This window comes from Acinetobacter towneri DSM 14962 = CIP 107472, assembly GCF_000368785.1.
In the GTDB taxonomy this organism is placed as follows: Bacteria; Pseudomonadota; Gammaproteobacteria; order Pseudomonadales; family Moraxellaceae; genus Acinetobacter; species Acinetobacter towneri.
In genome coordinates this window covers 286,051-302,262 of the sequence record NZ_KB849690.1, presented here as the reverse complement: position 1 = coordinate 302,262, position 16,212 = coordinate 286,051, and the positions used below count along the sequence as shown (strand labels likewise).

At 41.3% G+C, this 16,212-nt stretch carries 20 protein-coding genes and 1 pseudogene; 10 read left to right on the top strand and 11 right to left on the bottom strand.

Features of this window, described 5'->3' with window-relative positions; all coding sequences use genetic code 11:
* Window positions 1-44: 44 nt before the first annotated feature.
* Complete coding sequence (hemW, locus tag F947_RS08695; RefSeq protein ID WP_004974607.1) at window positions 45-1,199, bottom strand: radical SAM family heme chaperone HemW; 1,155 nt, start codon at window positions 1,197-1,199, stop codon at window positions 45-47.
* 122 nt (window positions 1,200-1,321) lie between these two features.
* On the opposite strand from hemW, the gene F947_RS08690 reads away from it, so the two are divergent.
* The 3 genes from F947_RS08690 (at window position 1,322) to F947_RS08680 (ending at window position 4,630) form a co-directional block, all read left to right on the top strand.
* Entirely contained in the window at window positions 1,322-1,783 is a 462-nt protein-coding gene (locus F947_RS08690; protein ID WP_004974605.1) for a DMT family transporter, read from the top strand.
* Between the two features lie 38 nt (window positions 1,784-1,821).
* A complete protein-coding gene (locus F947_RS08685) occupies window positions 1,822-3,186 on the top strand; it encodes an MATE family efflux transporter (protein ID WP_004974603.1) in 1,365 nt (454 codons plus the stop codon).
* A gap of 145 nt (window positions 3,187-3,331) precedes the next feature.
* Window positions 3,332-4,630: an ABC1 kinase family protein gene (locus tag F947_RS08680; RefSeq protein ID WP_004974602.1), complete on the top strand. Its 1,299-nt coding sequence runs from the start codon at window positions 3,332-3,334 to the stop codon at window positions 4,628-4,630.
* A 158-nt stretch (window positions 4,631-4,788) separates the two neighbouring features.
* Here F947_RS08680 and F947_RS08675 read toward each other — a convergent pair whose 3' ends face one another.
* A complete protein-coding gene (locus F947_RS08675; RefSeq protein WP_004974601.1) occupies window positions 4,789-5,109 on the bottom strand; it encodes a type II toxin-antitoxin system PemK/MazF family toxin in 321 nt (106 codons plus the stop codon).
* Entirely contained in the window at window positions 5,109-5,390 is a 282-nt protein-coding gene (locus F947_RS08670; RefSeq protein ID WP_004974600.1) for a type II toxin-antitoxin system RelB/DinJ family antitoxin, read from the bottom strand. Before F947_RS08670 ends, F947_RS08675 begins: the two co-directional genes overlap by 1 nt.
* Window positions 5,391-5,667: 277 nt before the next feature.
* Here F947_RS08670 and F947_RS08665 point away from each other — a divergent pair, with 277 nt between their 5' ends.
* Window positions 5,668-5,916 carry a type B 50S ribosomal protein L31 gene (locus F947_RS08665; RefSeq protein ID WP_004974599.1) on the top strand — a complete coding sequence of 83 codons (249 nt, stop codon included), beginning with the start codon at window positions 5,668-5,670 and terminating at the stop codon, window positions 5,914-5,916.
* 213 nt (window positions 5,917-6,129) lie between these two features.
* Here the strand turns inward: F947_RS08665 and crcB are convergent, their stop codons facing one another.
* A complete protein-coding gene (gene crcB, locus F947_RS08660) occupies window positions 6,130-6,507 on the bottom strand; it encodes a fluoride efflux transporter CrcB (protein ID WP_004974593.1) in 378 nt (125 codons plus the stop codon).
* Between the two features lie 234 nt (window positions 6,508-6,741).
* Between crcB and F947_RS08655 the strand changes: the two genes are divergently transcribed.
* Window positions 6,742-7,074 carry a HopJ type III effector protein gene (locus tag F947_RS08655; protein ID WP_004974591.1) on the top strand — a complete coding sequence of 111 codons (333 nt, stop codon included), beginning with the start codon at window positions 6,742-6,744 and terminating at the stop codon, window positions 7,072-7,074.
* 149 nt (window positions 7,075-7,223) lie between these two features.
* Here F947_RS08655 and F947_RS08650 read toward each other — a convergent pair whose 3' ends face one another.
* The 3 genes from F947_RS08650 to F947_RS08640 form a co-directional block, all read right to left on the bottom strand.
* The gene (locus tag F947_RS08650; RefSeq protein WP_004974582.1) at window positions 7,224-7,634 is read right to left on the bottom strand and encodes a protease inhibitor I42 family protein; all 411 of its coding nucleotides are present in this window, start codon (window positions 7,632-7,634) and stop codon (window positions 7,224-7,226) included.
* 9 nt (window positions 7,635-7,643) lie between these two features.
* Window positions 7,644-8,183, bottom strand: coding sequence for a hypothetical protein (locus F947_RS08645; RefSeq protein ID WP_373683431.1), 540 nt, complete (start codon window positions 8,181-8,183; stop codon window positions 7,644-7,646).
* Window positions 8,184-8,404: 221 nt separating this feature from the next.
* The gene (locus F947_RS08640; protein ID WP_004974565.1) at window positions 8,405-9,463 is read right to left on the bottom strand and encodes an RNA-guided endonuclease InsQ/TnpB family protein; all 1,059 of its coding nucleotides are present in this window, start codon (window positions 9,461-9,463) and stop codon (window positions 8,405-8,407) included.
* A 182-nt stretch (window positions 9,464-9,645) separates the two neighbouring features.
* Between F947_RS08640 and F947_RS08635 the strand changes: the two genes are divergently transcribed.
* Window positions 9,646-10,218, top strand: coding sequence for a class I SAM-dependent methyltransferase (locus tag F947_RS08635; protein ID WP_042068701.1), 573 nt, complete (start codon window positions 9,646-9,648; stop codon window positions 10,216-10,218).
* Here the strand turns inward: F947_RS08635 and F947_RS08630 are convergent.
* A complete protein-coding gene (locus F947_RS08630; protein WP_004974557.1) occupies window positions 10,215-10,688 on the bottom strand; it encodes a Holliday junction resolvase-like protein in 474 nt (157 codons plus the stop codon). The two genes, F947_RS08635 and F947_RS08630, sit on opposite strands and share 4 nt — an antisense overlap.
* A 115-nt stretch (window positions 10,689-10,803) precedes the next feature.
* Between F947_RS08630 and F947_RS08625 the strand changes: the two genes are divergently transcribed.
* From F947_RS08625 to F947_RS08610, 4 genes are all read left to right on the top strand, one after another.
* The gene (locus F947_RS08625; protein ID WP_004974554.1) at window positions 10,804-11,448 is read left to right on the top strand and encodes a ParA family protein; all 645 of its coding nucleotides are present in this window, start codon (window positions 10,804-10,806) and stop codon (window positions 11,446-11,448) included.
* A 108-nt stretch (window positions 11,449-11,556) separates the two neighbouring features.
* Entirely contained in the window at window positions 11,557-12,693 is a 1,137-nt protein-coding gene (locus tag F947_RS08620) for an AI-2E family transporter (RefSeq protein WP_004974553.1), read from the top strand.
* 217 nt (window positions 12,694-12,910) lie between these two features.
* Window positions 12,911-13,399, top strand: a complete 489-nt coding sequence (gene sodC, locus F947_RS08615) for a superoxide dismutase [Cu-Zn] SodC (protein WP_249399394.1) — start codon at window positions 12,911-12,913, stop codon at window positions 13,397-13,399.
* A 340-nt stretch (window positions 13,400-13,739) separates the two neighbouring features.
* Window positions 13,740-14,036 carry a DUF3817 domain-containing protein gene (locus tag F947_RS08610; RefSeq protein WP_004974548.1) on the top strand — a complete coding sequence of 99 codons (297 nt, stop codon included), beginning with the start codon at window positions 13,740-13,742 and terminating at the stop codon, window positions 14,034-14,036.
* Between the two features lie 123 nt (window positions 14,037-14,159).
* Here F947_RS08610 and craA read toward each other — a convergent pair whose 3' ends face one another.
* The 3 genes and pseudogenes from craA to F947_RS08600 form a co-directional block, all read right to left on the bottom strand.
* The gene (gene craA / locus F947_RS08605; protein ID WP_004974547.1) at window positions 14,160-15,389 is read right to left on the bottom strand and encodes a chloramphenicol efflux MFS transporter CraA; all 1,230 of its coding nucleotides are present in this window, start codon (window positions 15,387-15,389) and stop codon (window positions 14,160-14,162) included.
* A 181-nt stretch (window positions 15,390-15,570) separates the two neighbouring features.
* A pseudogene (locus F947_RS14505) lies at window positions 15,571-15,681 on the bottom strand (pirin family protein); the annotation flags it as partial.
* Between the two features lie 138 nt (window positions 15,682-15,819).
* Window positions 15,820-16,191 carry a hypothetical protein gene (locus F947_RS08600; protein ID WP_004974545.1) on the bottom strand — a complete coding sequence of 124 codons (372 nt, stop codon included), beginning with the start codon at window positions 16,189-16,191 and terminating at the stop codon, window positions 15,820-15,822.
* Window positions 16,192-16,212: the final 21 nt, after the last annotated feature.

Here is a 16,212-nt window from a genome sequence, read left to right as displayed (position 1 = left end):
AATATTCGATAAGCGTTAGGACAGATGCCTGAGCTGAACTCAAATCACAAAAACGCTTCCAACACCGAATTTAAAAACACATGCCCTTGCGCAGTACATGCCAATCGCTTCGGATCATCCTGCAACAATTGCCGCTGACGCAATGTATTTAAAATATCCTGCAAATCATCCAAGTTTAAACCTGTGCGGGCAGTATACAAGTTTGCCTCAACCCCATCATTCAGGCGCAGTGCATTCATCATAAATTCAAATGGCAACTCATCGGCTGCAATTGCTTTAAACTGCAAGTTTTCCGCAGGTACTTTGGCTAAGTAATCTTTCGGCAAACGGGTTTTTTGGAAGCGATACACACCATCATGCAAAGTCACTTTGCCATGCGCCCCCGCACCTATCGCCAAATAATCGCCAAACTGCCAATAATTTAAATTATGTGCAGACGGCAACTCTTTACGCCATGCAGACACTTCATAATTCACAAAACCTTGTGCAGTTAAATAGGCTTCGCCCTGTGCCTGAATTTCTTCCAAGACATCATCTACAGGTAAAATTGGCTGAGTGCGGAAAAATACGGTATTAGGCTCAATGGTCAATTGATACCATGATATATGCGTTGCGCCATGTTCCACTGCCAGTTTTAAATCCTGCAATGCCTGCTGCAAAGACTGTTCAGGCAAACCATGCATTAAATCGACATTAATTCGCTGAAAGCCCGCTTCGCGCGCCAAGCCAATTGCAGCAATGGCATCATCATTGGAGTGAATACGCCCCAATTTGTTTAAATGCTCGGTATTAAAACTTTGTACGCCGATCGACAAACGGTTAATCCCTGCAGCCAAATAATCTGCAAATGGATCATGCTCCACTGTACCTGGATTGGCTTCCAACGTAATTTCGCAGTCATCTTCAAAAGCCAGCACGGCTTTCAGCTGTGCAAATAGCCATTGATAACCCTGTGCCGAAATCAGCGAAGGCGTGCCGCCGCCAATAAAGACACTGTGGATTTTTCGTCCCTGCGCAAACTGGGTCTGGGTTTTAAAATCTTCCAGCAAAGCCTGTAGATATTCCTGTTCTAAATCTAAACTCAACTTACCGTCAGGCACTGCATGTGAATTAAAATCACAATACGGACACTTACGCACGCACCACGGCATGTGAATATATAAAGATAAAGGAATATCAATGGGTTGAAGTGGATTCAAAGACAGACTCAATGCAAAATCAAAACAGTGATACAGATTTTAACATGACTACAGCAGGACACTGATGTATTCCCTAGAATTTGCTTTAGACTAGAATCTGTTTAATAAGAAAAAATGTGAAAATGATGAAGATATCCAGCCAATTACTCTTAATTTTGCCACTGGCGATGGGCATCGGGATTGCAATGGCCTTTCAAACTGCAATCAACAGCCAATTGCGTGAATATTTATATTCTCCGTTACAAGCTGCCCTTTTCTCTTTTTTGGTTGGTACAATAGTTTTAGCCATACTGGTATTTTTTCAGCAAGTCGAAAAACCCAACCTCAGCACCTTGCTCAACATCCCATGGTATTTATGGATTGGCGGATGTCTAGGGGTTTATGCCATCAGCATGAGTATTTATAGTGCTCCAAAACTAAGTTTACTCACTTTATCTGGGGTGATTATTTTTGGACAAATGGTCACATCAATGCTGATTGATCATTTTGGGTTCTTGGGCACTGATAAAGTCAGTATCAATTGGCAACGTCTTTTAGGTAGCGTGGTGATTTTTATTGGTGTGCTTCTCACTTTACAACGCTAATACCCAAACGCTAAGCACCTCATGCATTGAGATTTTTTGTGTCAAATATACATTCTGTGACCACGACCCGTTTTGAATTAAAACAGCTTTTTCAACTGATGATTCCAATTTTGGTCACACAATTTGCGCAAGCAGGTTTAGGTCTGATTGATACCATTATGGCAGGTCACATGTCTGCCACCGACTTAGCTGCTATTGCCGTTGGGGTCGGTTTGTGGATGCCCATTATGCTGCTGTTCAGTGGCATTATGATTGCTACCACACCCTTAGTCGCCGAGGCTAAAGGCGCGCGTACCCCAGAAAAAATTGCAACCATCGCCCGTCAGTCTTTATGGATTGCGTTTATTTTAGGTGTGATTGCAGGGCTGATTTTACAGCTCATGCCTGCACTATTGCCATTATTTGGTGTGCCTGAAAATTTACAGCCCAAAGCAGGCTTATTTTTACATGCCATCGGTTTTGGGATGCCTGCCGTGACCATGTATGCCGCTTTGCGCGGTTATTCAGAAGCACTGGGCTATCCACGCCCTGTGACCGTAATTAGTCTGTTGGCATTGGCTTTATTGGTTCCACTGAACTTTATGTTTATGTATGGTTGGGGGCCTCTGCCTGAACTGGGCAGTGCGGGTTGTGGTTTTGCCACTGCTATTTTGCAATGGTTAATGTTTATAACTTTGGCATTTTATATTTTTAAAAGTCGCGCCTATCAAAGCACACAGGTATTTAGCCAATGGGAAGCGATTGATGCGGTCTGGATTAAACGCATTTTGCTATTAGGACTACCAATTGGTTTAGCCATTTTCTTTGAAGTGAGTATTTTTAGTACTGCCGCCATTGTAATCAGTCCTTTGGGAGAAACCAAACTGGCAGCCCATCAAATTGCCATGTCAGTCACATCTCAGTTATTTATGATTCCCATGTCTTTGGCAATTGCCCTGACCATTCGTATTGGCACATATTATGGCGAACAAAATATTCACGCCATGCGTAAAGTACAAGGCTTAGGCTTTGCAACTGCAACTGTATTTGCCTTTTCTACAATGACGCTGATGTGGTTTTTCCGTCCTGAAATCATTTCAATTTACACCCGCGACCCGCAAGTGGCGCAAGTGACGATGTCTCTATTATTATTTGCGATTGCCTATCAACTCATGGATGCATGGCAAATTAGCGCAGCAGGTTGTTTGCGTGGCATGCAAGACACTCAGGGCCCAATGTGGATTACCATGCTTGCTTATTGGGTTGTGGCTTTCCCCATTGGCGTGTATTTAACTCGTTACAGCAGTATGGGCGCTGCAGGGGTTTGGGTCGGGCTGATTGTCGGTTTAAGCATTGCCTGTGTGTTACTTCTGACCCGTTTATATTTCAACAATCAACGACTGGAACGCCAATTTACAGCATAAACCTCAGCCTACTCACCTACATGCCAAAATACGTTTTGGCACGTGGGTCTTGTGATCAAAAAATACTTTAACAATTAAAAGTAGGCATTTTGCTCACGAACACTTATGATCAAAAGATAGTAAAGATGATCTTGAGGAACATCGCATGGCAAAAACGGCGCGTACACCTGGTCGTCGCTTTATGAAACTTGCGAGCATGACAGCAAGTATTGCAACCAAAACGGTATCGAACTCGATTAAAAACCTCACCGCAGATGAAGAACAAAAAAATGCGGCACGCAGCCAATTGTTTCAGGATATTGGTATCCAAATTGCTGATACCTTAGGCGAAATGAAAGGTGCGGTGATGAAAGTCGGGCAAATTGCCTCGCAATATAAAGATATTTTTCCGCCTGAAGTTGCCAAAGCCATCAGTAAATTACAGCGCCAAGCACCTGCCATGCCTTTTGCTGAAATTAAGGCACAAGTTGAAAAAGAACTTGGTAAACCGCTCGACAAAATTTTTAAACACTTTGATGAAACTCCGTTTGCAGCCGCATCTATTGGGCAAGTGCATAAAGCCATTTTACCCAATGGCGAGCAAGTGGTGGTCAAAGTGCAATATCCTGGGGTCGATGAAGCCTGCGAAAGTGACCTGAAACAAGTCCGTTTGGCACTGCGTTTAATGGGTGTACTTAAAATAGACCGTAAATTACAAGACCGTCTATTTCAGGAAATTCAGGAAAGTTTAGACAATGAGCTGAACTACCAGATTGAGGCACAAAACCTAGAAGTAGCGCGTACCTTTCACGCGGCTTTGGATGATAAAATTATTATCCCACAAGTGTTTAAAGACTATTCTTCGCGGCATATTCTCACCTTAAGTTTGGAACAAGGTGAAAATATAGAAACGGCAAGCACATGGTCACAGCGTACCCGCAACACTTTGGGACGACGTTTATTGCGTGCCATGGGTCAAGAAATCTTTTATTTAAAACGCTTTCATTGCGACCCGCATCCGGGCAACTTTGCGTTCCGCCAAGATGGTTCTGTGGTGATTTATGATTACGGCGGCGTCAAAACTCTATCGAATGATGTAGTGCATCATTTTCGACAACTGATTCATGCTGCGCGTGCGCAAGATATTGCCGAAATTGAACAGCATCTAGATGCACTGCAGGCAATTTCTGCATTGGGTAAATTCCCTGAAGATTTATATTTGCAATGGTTAGAAGTGCTGATGCGTCCGCTAACCACACATTATGATTTTGCTGAAAATTCTGCCCATCATGATGGCGTTGAGTTGGTCAAAAGTTCATTGAAATATTGGGATGTGTTTAAGCCTTCTCCCGATACCTTAATGGTGAATCGAACTGTTTCAGGGCATTATTGGAATTTAATTCATTTAAAAGTACATGATAATTTAAATGATATTTTTGAGGAGTTGGTTCCACCGCGAGCTTAGACTCAACTTTGGACTCAGCAAAGGATGCTGAAAATAAAGCCCAATCTGTTTTATGCTCCGTAACTAAAATTATAATCCAGACAAAAAATCCTCCCAAATGTAGGAGGATTTTTTGTTATCTAAACCGATTCATTCAAGTTGAAACGATGAAATTCAAATTATTGAATTTCAAGGTGTTTGATTAAGCATTCCAGATCATCGGCAGACAGTTGTCCAATATAAGTGAGTTGTGTTTTTTGGATAGGCAGCTGATATGTTTGTACTGTATCAATCCACGATGGCTTTTTTAAACCAGCCTGTTGCCAGTTTTTAATTTCCACATATTTGCTTTTAATAAAAGCAGACTTATTTTCGTACTGACTACTTAAACGAAATACAACATAGTCGGTGTCCGTTTGGCGAATATACAACACAGGTCTGGTCTTACCATCGGCAATATCTGTAAAGCCAACATAAGCCCAATAGAGTTGTTGGGTCATTAGTAGCCGCCATCATCTTCTAAAAAAGCAGCAGCATCAGCAGCGCTAGACACTTTTACACTAGGAACATTATGGCTCATCGCGATTAATCTTGCTGTATTCAAATCCTCGTCACTCACCTGAGTCGTGACAGGTATTTTGCCAGTTCGTGCAATTTCAGCATAAACCATGCTCATTACAGTAGCAGGCGTCAGACCAACTTTTGTCATAATGTATTCTGCTGATTCCATAATTGCCTGATCAACCGTGTATTGAACCCGTTTTTTTACCAATGTTGTCATCATATGCTCCATTTACACCACTAAATGCCATTTTATGCCTTAAAATGGCACGGGTCAAACTTGTTCTTACGATGCCTTTTCACTTCAAATAGAAAAAATTATTTAATCTGTGCAGACACTATTCCCTCAATGAAAGCCCTTATACAACGGGTTTAGAAAAAGATTGGATAATTTTTATGTAAAACTCACTAGAAAGAATGCATGTGGGTTTTATTTGCCAAATCAAATGTTATGTTATAACATTTACTTAAATATACACTTAGTTTGGAGAAATCTCATGCGTCCGAATATCCACCCAGAATATCGTGAAGTTTTATTTCACGACACCAACGCCAATGCCTATTTTGTGATTGGCAGCACCTTACAAAGCAGCCAAAGTAAAGAATATGAAGGCAAAGTATATCCTTATGTGACTTTGGATATTTCAAGCGCATCGCATCCGTTCTACACAGGCGAACAACGTCAAACCAGCAATGAAGGACGTGTGGCAAGCTTCAACAAACGCTTTGCACGTTTCAAACGCTAAGCTTGAGTTTTATTGCAAAATCTCACAATCACTTCATATTCAGTTAAGTTTTCTGTTTTATATTTTAAACATAGCAAGATTGCTCATCGAAACGATGGGATATCCTCTATCTTCAAAGCCCAAGCACTCTCCTCCAGCTTGGGCTTCTTTTTATTTATAATTTTTATCTAATGGATTTTTCTACTCAACGATTGATTTGGTACAGACCCTAATCTAATGTTTTAAAAACTGTTGAATCACATAAAAACCCAATCCCAGCAACATCACTCCCAAAACCACACTGGAAAGCGCATAACTAAACGCCATACCTTGCTGTCCATGTCTTAAGAGTTGCCAAGTTTCCAAACTAAAACTGGAAAAAGTGGTAAAGCCACCTAAAATACCTACCATCAGTAATAAGCGGGCTTCCTGCTGCAACACAGGATATTTCTGACTCAATGCAAAAAATACACCTGCCAAAAAGCAGCCAAACAGATTGACCGACCACGTTGCCCATGGAAAATGCTGTGCCGATTTAAATAAATACAGGCTTGCGGCATAACGTAAACTTGCCCCCAATGCACCACCAATTGCCACCAATAGCCAATTCATCTGTTCTACTGTCCTTTTTGCGGCTATGTCGTGTATTTCTCACAGCCATAATTTTTAGTCACATGTGATCTCTCTCTGTATTTCAAGATATTCTTGCCCGAAGCATCCATATCTTTGCTCAGATTTTACATCTTCCTAAATCACATAAGTTAAATACACGAAAAAGTTTTCCACTCAAAACCAAATTGCGCTAGTCTGCATATTATTTCAATTTAGGCACATGTGGAGGATGTCATGGCAAAAGAATTATTGGCTCAAGTTGAGGCAGGCAGTGCAACATTTGCCGATGTGATTGCATTCATTGAAGCACACTATAACCACACCCCAACCGCATTTAAAAATGGACAACAAAACAATGCGGCCACTGAAAATCAAGGCAGTGCCAAAATCTTTTCATTTGCGAAACTCAATGGCTTAAATCAGGCGCAAACCCTCAGCCTATTTGCGGAACATTATGCTTCGGTACTTGCGACACCTGAAGGAATTGATCATCAAAATATCCGCCAGTTTATGCAGCACGGTTGGGATGGCATCCAATTTGAAGGACAAGCACTCAGCGCCAAATAATTTTTAGTATTTTAGTTTTAAATTTAGATAGGAAAGCCGTGCGATACTGATTATAAACAGCCTCACACGGCTTTTTATTTTAAGAAAATTATAGATTTTTTGCTGCTAAATCTCACAACAATTCAAGCTGTTTAGCATAATCAAACATATCAAGAAATACGCACCCGACATTGCCATTCTTGTATTGCGGTTTTTTCCCATGCACGGGCATGTTTCACGTGGAGCAATTCCTGACCAGCCTTGACTGCCTGAAAATAAAATATTTTTTGTCCACCTTGCCCTACTTGAGCAGAAGATGAAGCTTCAGCAGTATGATAAATACTTTCTACATCAAATAGCTTCAGTGACTCTACCAAACTCCATTGATAGCCTGTACTTGGGTTTTCATTCAGTTGTAATTCTAAAGTTTGTCCGACATCCATCTCTAACAATGCGGGACATTGCTGCTGCGCTGTAAATTTAAAAGTTTGCCCATCAATGCTTGAATTCATAAGTGTGCATGCGCTTAAGCCCAATGCCACAACACATCCACTCAAACCCATGCGCAAATAGCAATTCATCACCCTGTCCTAACTTTTAACCTTTTCAATCCACTGAATTGAACTGACGCGAAATACTTCGCACGCACCATCCCCCGTATCGGTTGGTGTGAGAGATGATGTCCAAACCAAGTCCTGATCTTTCACCTCAACCAACTCACCTTTTAAACGCACCAAATCACCACGTTTTACTTTTTGAATGTCTTTGGCAATTTTTGGGTTGGCAGGAATGATATGCATATTAGACACCATTTGCATGGCTTGTTCTGCAGGCACAGGTAAACGGTCTATTTTCCAGTTTAAATAGCGGTCATATTGATTGACGGTAATATGACGGGCAATTTCAGGCTCAGCAAATAAACCCCAACTCACCGCATAATCAATCGGAGAAAATTTGGCTTGGGCATCATCCTGATAGGTTTTTGAACCCAAAATCCGAAAATCACCTTTAAAGGGTTGCAACACTTCAATCGACTGACTTTTCAATACAGGAGGCAGACCTTTGGCAATATTACGCTCGACTGAGGCATAGACAGAACATGGCAAAGCCAAAGTCATTAACAATGCCATAAGTTTTAGCGAAATATGTGTGTTCATTCTAAAGTCTACCTAACAAATTCATCTATCTATATTTATCTTAATCACAGATTATGAATACAATAGTTGAAATTGGTAACAAAATGCATTCATTCGCTTATTCTGGCATGACCAAAAACCTGTAATTTCAGCTAAGCTTAGGGTCATAAAATCCATAATCAGATCTGCACATGCTCTTTGACATCCTCCTCGACCTAAAGGACGGAGATTCCTACTGCTAGACGCTCATGTCCGAGCGCAAGAATATTCAGTGCGGAATTTACATCCCGATCATGGAGCGTACCGCACTCCACACACTGCCACTCTCTTATTCCAAGTCCTGCTCTACCTTCCGGACTACTGGAGCGTGAGCCACAGCACGAACAAATTTGGGTGGTATAGGCTTCATTGACTTCTTCATAACATACCCCTGCGTTCTCGCATTTATACTTGAGCATGGTTCTTAGTGTTGTCCAACTGGCATCTAGCACAGACTTGGCTAGTTTGGTCTGCGCTAATGCTTTGGCATTCACATTGCCAACGAAGATGGCTGCATGTTCATTCACCAATTTTCGGCTGAATTGATGCAGCATGTTTTGTCTTACATTTTTAATCTTGGCATGGATGGCTTTGACACGTTTCTTATTTTTTGCACGTTGAGCAATACCAAGTTTTTGTTCATATTGCCGATAGATTTGAGGGGCTTTAAGTTTTACGCCATCTGAACAAGTCGCTAAATCTTTTAAACCTAGATCAATACCTATGGCTTTGCTTGACGTTGGCTTAGCTTGCTTTGGTGAATCTATAACAAGACAAACATACCAACGTCCACGACTATCTTCTACGAATGTGCCTGTTTTGATATTGTATTGACTTAATCCGTAACTATCCCATAGTTTAAATTGATGCTTGCCATATTGAACATAGCCATCAGCATATTTGATTGCAACCTTTTTAAACGGTATCCAACCCAGTGAACGTATAGCTGATTTTTTATTACTGACACGCCATTTTAGTTTTGCTTTTTTGAACTGCTTGCGTCTTGTGACCAATTCTTCTGTCACTGCCTGAATAGTTTGACTGTGCAAGTTGCATTCTTTCGATGTGCCTTTCGTGTATTTTGCAATGTCGTATGCTGAAAAGAATTGTTGTTTACGTTGTAGATGCTTAAAACACAAATCATTGACATAATTCCAGACAAAATTTACTTCGGATGCTAACTGATTTAGCACCTTGCAATGTTTGTCTTTTATGCGTAATTTGAGTGTCTTCATCCAATTATTTTAACAGTATTTTTCTTAATAGTGACTATAGTACAAGTATTTAAAAAGACATTTCGTGTCGTTCATATGATTTACTCCAGTCGCTTGTATCCTCGTGCTGAACCACGAGGTTTTACGCTCCAGTGGATAAATTTTTTCAAAAACATATTTTTCCGCACTTGCTGAATCAAGTCATGCAAACCCCATCCTTAATGGATTTGCGACGAGAGCTTTTATTGAGCGTATCGGGAGAAGTTTTGGAAATTGGCTTTGGCACAGGTTTAAATTTACCTTTTTATCAAGGTGTAGATACCGTGTATGCCTTAGAATCCAATGCAGCAATTTTCCAATTGGCGCAGGAACGAATTGATGCAGCACCGTTCGTGGTTGAGCAGATCACCGCAAGTGCAGAACAACTGCCTTTTGCAAATAATCAATTACAGCATGTGGTATCCACTTGGACGTTGTGCAGTATTCCAGACCTAGAACAAAGCTTGCGAGAGATTTATCGTGTCTTACAACCGGGCGGCACTTTGCACCTCGTAGAACACGTTTTAAATCGACAAAACTTAAATATTCAGCGTTTGCAACATCTGCTCACACCAATTCAAAAGAAAGTTGCAGATGGCTGTCACTTAAACCGTGACATTGAAATTGCCCTACTCGAAACTGGTTTTGAATTGGGTGAAGTCCAATATATTGATATTGCAGGCATTCCAAGTCTTGCACAGCGCATGTTATTGGCGCGAGTACATAAACCTCTTTAATCACAATCCTCAAAATCAATCCGAATGGTTTCAAAACGCAGTCTGCCCTGCTGAATGGCCTGCGCAATTGCTTGCTGACCTTTGGTCAAACGTGCGCCACCACTTTTAATATCAATTAGGACGATTGCAATATCTTCGGCATGCCCATTGCCATCCCGATAATCGGTATAGCCATCAAACACGATATAATCAACAGGATCACCTAAAAATTTGGCATCGCTCGGTAAATACTGAAATTCGGGCATAATCGGTGCTAATTGCTCTGCCATTTTGCCTTTCAGTACCGCACGACTGGTATTTACACTGCGCTTTTGTGCCTGCAATAATGCCTGCTGATGTGACAGTTCAATTTCTGCAATATATTGTTCATACTCGGCTTTAATCCGTCCATTGCGGCTATTGCTTAAAATTAAGGTGGTCAGCACCACGCCTATACAGGCACCAATCAGCATCGCCATCCAGATTGACATAAAACCTTCCTAAACCTTTTTTGCAGAACTCGATACGACTTTTGTCAACTGTCATATTCCGAGCACAAAACAATGATATGCTAGGGATGAGCAGATTAAAATCGATTCGAGGGTCATGAAAACTATATTAATTGCCAACCAAAAAGGTGGCTGTGGAAAAACCATTACGGCTATTAGTTTAGCATCTGCGCTTGCACAAAAAGGCTATAAAGTTGCTTTGGCGGATGCCGACAATCAAAAATCTGCGCTGCAATGGTTAAAACAACGACCAGAAACAGCCGCTCCAATTCAAAGTTTAGATTGGCGTCATGAAAAGTCGATTGGCGATGCACCCAAAAACATTGAATATTTAATTATTGATGCACCTGGTGCGTTATCGGGTGAGCATGCCGAGCAGCTGATTAGCGAAGCACATGCCATTATCACACCTCTACAGCCTTCATTTTTTGACATTGACTCCACCCGTCGCTTCTTAAAACACTTACAAGACATTAAGCGGATTCGTAAAGGCAAAGTCCAAATTTTGCTGTTGGCCAATCGGGTCAAACCCAACTCTGCCAGCTCTAAAGATATTCAGGATTTTTTCCAGAAAATCGAGCAACAGCCTGTGGCATGGATTTCAGAACGTGCCGCTTACGGACAATTGGCAATGCAAGGTTTAAGTATTTTTGATAAAACCCAAAAAACTTATCTGCAAATGCAAGATCAATGGCAGCCTGTACTGAATGCCATTGTAGATGACCCTGCTCAATGGTTTTAAAGCCTAGAATCGCCACCGTTTAGAACTTATTCACCAGAACTTACCAAGCTCTCGTTTTCGGGAGCTTTTTTTTCAGTTAATATGGCACATGACCTTAGGAATGTTTCAGTGAATTCAGTGCAACAGTACGCGCCAACATTACAAAAAATTTTATTGTTTGGACTGTTTTTTGTCCTGATCTTTTTGGGTTTTCACATACTCAAATATTTTATTGTTCCTGTTGTTTGGGCAGCAATCATTGCCTATATGAGCTGGCCACTATATCAGTCGGTGCTACGTTTATGCGGTCATCGTCCTACGCTTAGCGCAGCCTTAATGATGCTGATGGTCACGTTGGTGGTCGGCATTCCACTCACTTTTGCCATTTTTATCCTGCAACATGAAGGTCGCAACTTATATTACGAATTACAAAAACAGGTCTTTTCCGGACACTTAAATGTCCCTGATTTCATTCGCAATTTACCTATTATTGGTAAAGAAGTCACCCGCACCCTTAAAGAAATTAATCACGATCCGAACAGCATTGTGCAATCCATTTCCTTATGGATTCAAGGGCATTTAAATTACGGCAAAGTGGTGATTAATGAAGTCAGCAAAAACCTAATCAAACTTGGTTTTGCCCTGCTATCGTTATTCTTTTTCTACCGCGATGGTCACACCATTTTGCATCAAGTCAGCAAAGCTTTGGAAATGGTGATTGGGCCACGTATTCATCACTATTTAGATACTATTTCTGAAACCACACGTGCTGTGGTCTATGGCGTTGGACTCACCGCAATTGCGCAAGCCTTACTCGCAGGCGTGAGCTATTTTGTCGCTGGGGTACCTAATCCGATGGTACTGACCATTGTGACTTTCTTATTTGCCTTAATTCCGTTTGGCCCACCGTTAGCTTATGGTTCGGTGTCGCTGTGGTTATTTAGCCAAGGGCATACCATGGAAGCCATTGGTGTGATGGCGTGGGGCGTGTGTGTGGTCAGCACTGCTGATAACGTGATTCGTCCTTTGGTGATTTCGGGTGCCACTCAAATTCCATTCCTGTTGATCATGTTTGGAGTTTTAGGTGGAATTGCCAGTTTTGGTCTGATTGGTCTATTTATTGGCCCTGTGATTTTGGCAGTCTTACTCGCTATTTGGCGTGAGTGGTTGCATGAAAACAACAATGAAGGATTAATGATGCCCAAAGCTACCCTTGCGCATGATCTCCCTGAAGACGATTCATCATCCAATTCAAAGCTTGATTAAGCTGTTTTACTGATCATATTGCTCACATGGCTGTGTTGATCTGAATAAATCAGCTCAACACAGTACATACATACTACTACGCAAACGTTGTATTGTAACGGAGCTAACTTTGCTTCAATCAAGACATCCCTAAATATTATGCACAACAAATAGGATGTCTTTTATGCGCTCAATACTCAAATTTGCCAGTCTTGCTGCTTTTAGTGGCCTAGTACTCATGGGTTGCAGCACCACCGCGACCACACAACAAAAATCTAAAATCTTAAAAATGCATGCTGTTTCAGCACAAGGGATTGGCAAGGAATTAGGTACGGTTGAACTGCGTGACAGTGCAGCAGGCTTAGTCATTCACACCCAACTCCAACAACTCCCTGCAGGGGAACGAGGTTTTCATATCCATGAAAAAGGTTCATGTGCAGCAGCAGAAAAAGATGGAAAAATGGTTGCTGCTTTGGCAGCGGGCGGACATTTTAATCCCAAAAATATCCCGAATCATGGTACACCGCTGACAGGACATTTAGGGGACTTACCGGCTTTAAGTGTTGCAAACGACGGGACAGCCAAAGTGACCGTGATTGCACCCCGTTTAACATTGGCACAAGTTGAAGGATTGGCCTTGATGATTCATGCAGGCGGTGATAACTATGCCGACCATCCAAAACCATTGGGCGGCGGCGGTGAGCGAATTGCCTGTGGGATTATTTAAGCTAGCATGATGCATTTTCAATAAAACATTTATTACCAATTGTGGATAAGTTAAGGGTTATACACATGCCTTTCGACTTATCCGCAAAAAGTAAAATTTATCTTTTTGAGGATTATTCTCAAACGACGCTCAATGCAGGTCTTCTTGCTTTATATCGGTCGTCTTTCATAACCACACTTACTCGTTTTTGAATAACTTGCTACTAATTTGCAAAAAATTAGCTCAATTTTGCAGCCATCGTATCTAGCTCATCAATGTGCAGAGCTCCCAACAGCTCGTCTTTGCGATTGTCACTATTTGCGCTACACTGCTGTTTTATCGACATGAAAAAGATTTGGGCATGAACATTAAAACATTACGTTGGGTTGGGTTCCTAGAAGGTATTTCATTCTTATTGTTGTTATTTATTGCTATGCCCATGAAATATATGTTCGATAACCCAATTTTAGTGAAATATGTAGGTATGGGACACGGCGTATTGTTTATCGCATTTTTAGTAGTGCTTTTTGTGGTTTGTGAAAAACAAAAATGGTCTCTTAAAATGTTTATTTTGGGCTTAATTGCTTCAATTTTACCTTTTGGCCCATTTGTTTTTGATGCTAAATTGAAAAAGATGGAACAACCAGTACAAGCTTAATCTGCAAGTCCTTTTCAGCTTTCATCATATTACACATTTTCTCAACTTTAATTTATAAATCAAATGTTTGCAAGGTGATGCCACATCACCTTGTTTTATGATGCAGCTGAAAAATTTAACCCCTTAAAACTGCCCTGCAGCAACTCGCTCCTGCATCACCTGTTTAAGCATCATGCGTGGCAAACTAAACCAGAGCGTTATCAGCACCAAACAAGCCAAACTATACGCCCAAATATCAAACCGCATATATAAAACACGCACCAGTTCAATCACAATAAAAAAGCACAGCATCAATATCATTGAAACACTAGCAGCAACAGTACCTTTAGACACTTCCGATGACATTAAGGCGAAACGGTATAAGACTGAGAAGCTCATTCCCTCACCAAAACTAATCAAGCTCATACCAATCACCAAACACCAAACAAAATAGATTTGCCAAATTGCCCCCAATACGATCAGCACACTACCCAACAACATTAAAGGTAAACCAATCAAGACTGTTTTTCCTAAAGGTAAACGGTCAATAACTTTCATCAGTACCAGATTGCCTAAAATCAAACCACCCAAAACAGGAAACTGCGCCAAACCGTATTGCAGACTACTAAAGCCTAACTCTTCCACCAACATCACAGGAGATAACGCAATCCACAACATTAAAGGCATGCTCAATAAGGGCAGCGCCAATGTCAAACCTAAGAATCTGGTATTTTTAAAAACTTGTTTAAAATCATCCCATACATCTCGAAATGGAGGTTTGGGAATACGCTGCTGATTTTCAGGCATTTTGGCTTTCAGTCCAAACCAACTCAAAAATGCCAACAGTGCTATGCCGATAAAACCCCAATGCCAAGAAACATGCTCAATCATAAATGCACCTAAGACTGGGCCGAGCAAGGGAGCAAGTAAAGAGACGTTCGCCATGAGCGCCATGACTTTAATTGCATCACGTTCTGCAAAGTTTTCCTGAATAGCCGCATAACCGACTGCACTAATGACTGACAAACCAAAACCTTGAAAAAAACGAAGAACAAGGAAGCTTTCAATGTTCTGAGTCAATAAAATCAATAAACAGGTTAGGGTAAAAAATGCCACGCCGCCCAATAATACTTTTTTGCGTCCCAAACGGTCAGAGAGTGGCCCCAATAACCACGCCACACAAGCACCCCCCAGCAAATAAAATGACATGGACGAAGCTGCCCATGCACCACTGACACCAAAATCTTGTGTGACGGCCAACATCGCGGGTTGAACCAAGTCATTGCCAATATAAACCGCGAACTCAAACAAGACCAAAGCCAAGGGAAACATGAGTGTGGCACGTTGAATGGTATTTTTTTGCTGCTGTGGCATGAGTTATAAAGGACAAAACGATGCAAGTCAGCCGCGTTTAGCCCATAAAAATAGAAAATTGAGCTGCAGTTTAACAGAGTTGAATGGCAAATTTATGGCGCATTTTTTAAGTCCGTTAAATAAATTGCGGCACTTGATGTGACATCAGACCAAGTTAGGCATCACCTCCTTCAGCGGGTTAAGGCGATACAGTATTGCCCAATTCATAATGTGAAAATACCGAAAGCACAGGATAAAAATCACCCACGGCAAAACGGCTATCATTGCGGTGTAGAAATGCTAGAGTTTTGATGGACATGCTGCGCTCACACGTTTTTGAATCGAATGAAGTCATCCTAAATAAAAGCTGTGGATAACACGAGTATTATCCACAGACGCTTTGTTGCATTTTTAGAACATCAGGCAAGATTTACCTAAGCCCTACAGCAATTTAAGGACATTTTTTGCTTTGGAAAGTCTTGGTATTTTTACCACGTGCGCATAAGTAAGCGGTTTGCACATCACCCTGCTGCCATTGTCCATTAATATTTTTAAAGTGATAAATACTACGAATTGAACGTACCGAATCATCCATTAAGCCTGTTTCGGTAATTTTTACTTCTGCCGCAGTTGGTGCTTCGACACGGTTAAAGTATTGACGAATTTCAACGGTAGCCAATTCTTTACGCAAATCTGGACGTTGTTTGAGTACCTGCGCCAAAGGTGTTTCTGCAGGCGTAACTTGTGAAATAATATTCTGTGTAGTCGCACAGCCTGACAATAACGCAACACCCAATGCGGAAACCGTGATTAAACGCAACATAACTCCTCCAAAATGTTGATT

Excerpts from the sequence above, each read along its gene's own strand:
- F947_RS08690 (WP_004974605.1), top strand. The coding sequence starts at position 1,322 with ATGATGAAGATATCCAGCCAATTACTCTTAATTTTGCCACTGGCGATG.
- F947_RS08680 (WP_004974602.1), top strand. The coding sequence starts at position 3,332 with ATGGCAAAAACGGCGCGTACACCTGGTCGTCGCTTTATGAAACTTGCG.
- F947_RS08675 (WP_004974601.1), bottom strand. The coding sequence starts at position 5,109 with ATGACCCAACAACTCTATTGGGCTTATGTTGGCTTTACAGATATTGCC.
- F947_RS08670 (WP_004974600.1), bottom strand. The coding sequence starts at position 5,390 with ATGACAACATTGGTAAAAAAACGGGTTCAATACACGGTTGATCAGGCA.
- F947_RS08665 (WP_004974599.1), top strand. The coding sequence starts at position 5,668 with ATGCGTCCGAATATCCACCCAGAATATCGTGAAGTTTTATTTCACGAC.
- crcB (WP_004974593.1), bottom strand. The coding sequence starts at position 6,507 with ATGAATTGGCTATTGGTGGCAATTGGTGGTGCATTGGGGGCAAGTTTA.
- F947_RS08655 (WP_004974591.1), top strand. The coding sequence starts at position 6,742 with ATGGCAAAAGAATTATTGGCTCAAGTTGAGGCAGGCAGTGCAACATTT.
- F947_RS08650 (WP_004974582.1), bottom strand. The coding sequence starts at position 7,634 with ATGAATTGCTATTTGCGCATGGGTTTGAGTGGATGTGTTGTGGCATTG.
- F947_RS08645 (WP_373683431.1), bottom strand. The coding sequence starts at position 8,183 with ATGGCATTGTTAATGACTTTGGCTTTGCCATGTTCTGTCTATGCCTCA.
- F947_RS08640 (WP_004974565.1), bottom strand. The coding sequence starts at position 9,463 with ATGAAGACACTCAAATTACGCATAAAAGACAAACATTGCAAGGTGCTA.
- F947_RS08635 (WP_042068701.1), top strand. The coding sequence starts at position 9,646 with ATGCAAACCCCATCCTTAATGGATTTGCGACGAGAGCTTTTATTGAGC.
- F947_RS08630 (WP_004974557.1), bottom strand. The coding sequence starts at position 10,688 with ATGTCAATCTGGATGGCGATGCTGATTGGTGCCTGTATAGGCGTGGTG.
- F947_RS08625 (WP_004974554.1), top strand. The coding sequence starts at position 10,804 with ATGAAAACTATATTAATTGCCAACCAAAAAGGTGGCTGTGGAAAAACC.
- sodC (WP_249399394.1), top strand. The coding sequence starts at position 12,911 with ATGGGTTGCAGCACCACCGCGACCACACAACAAAAATCTAAAATCTTA.
- F947_RS08610 (WP_004974548.1), top strand. The coding sequence starts at position 13,740 with ATGAACATTAAAACATTACGTTGGGTTGGGTTCCTAGAAGGTATTTCA.
- craA (WP_004974547.1), bottom strand. The coding sequence starts at position 15,389 with ATGCCACAGCAGCAAAAAAATACCATTCAACGTGCCACACTCATGTTT.
- F947_RS08600 (WP_004974545.1), bottom strand. The coding sequence starts at position 16,191 with ATGTTGCGTTTAATCACGGTTTCCGCATTGGGTGTTGCGTTATTGTCA.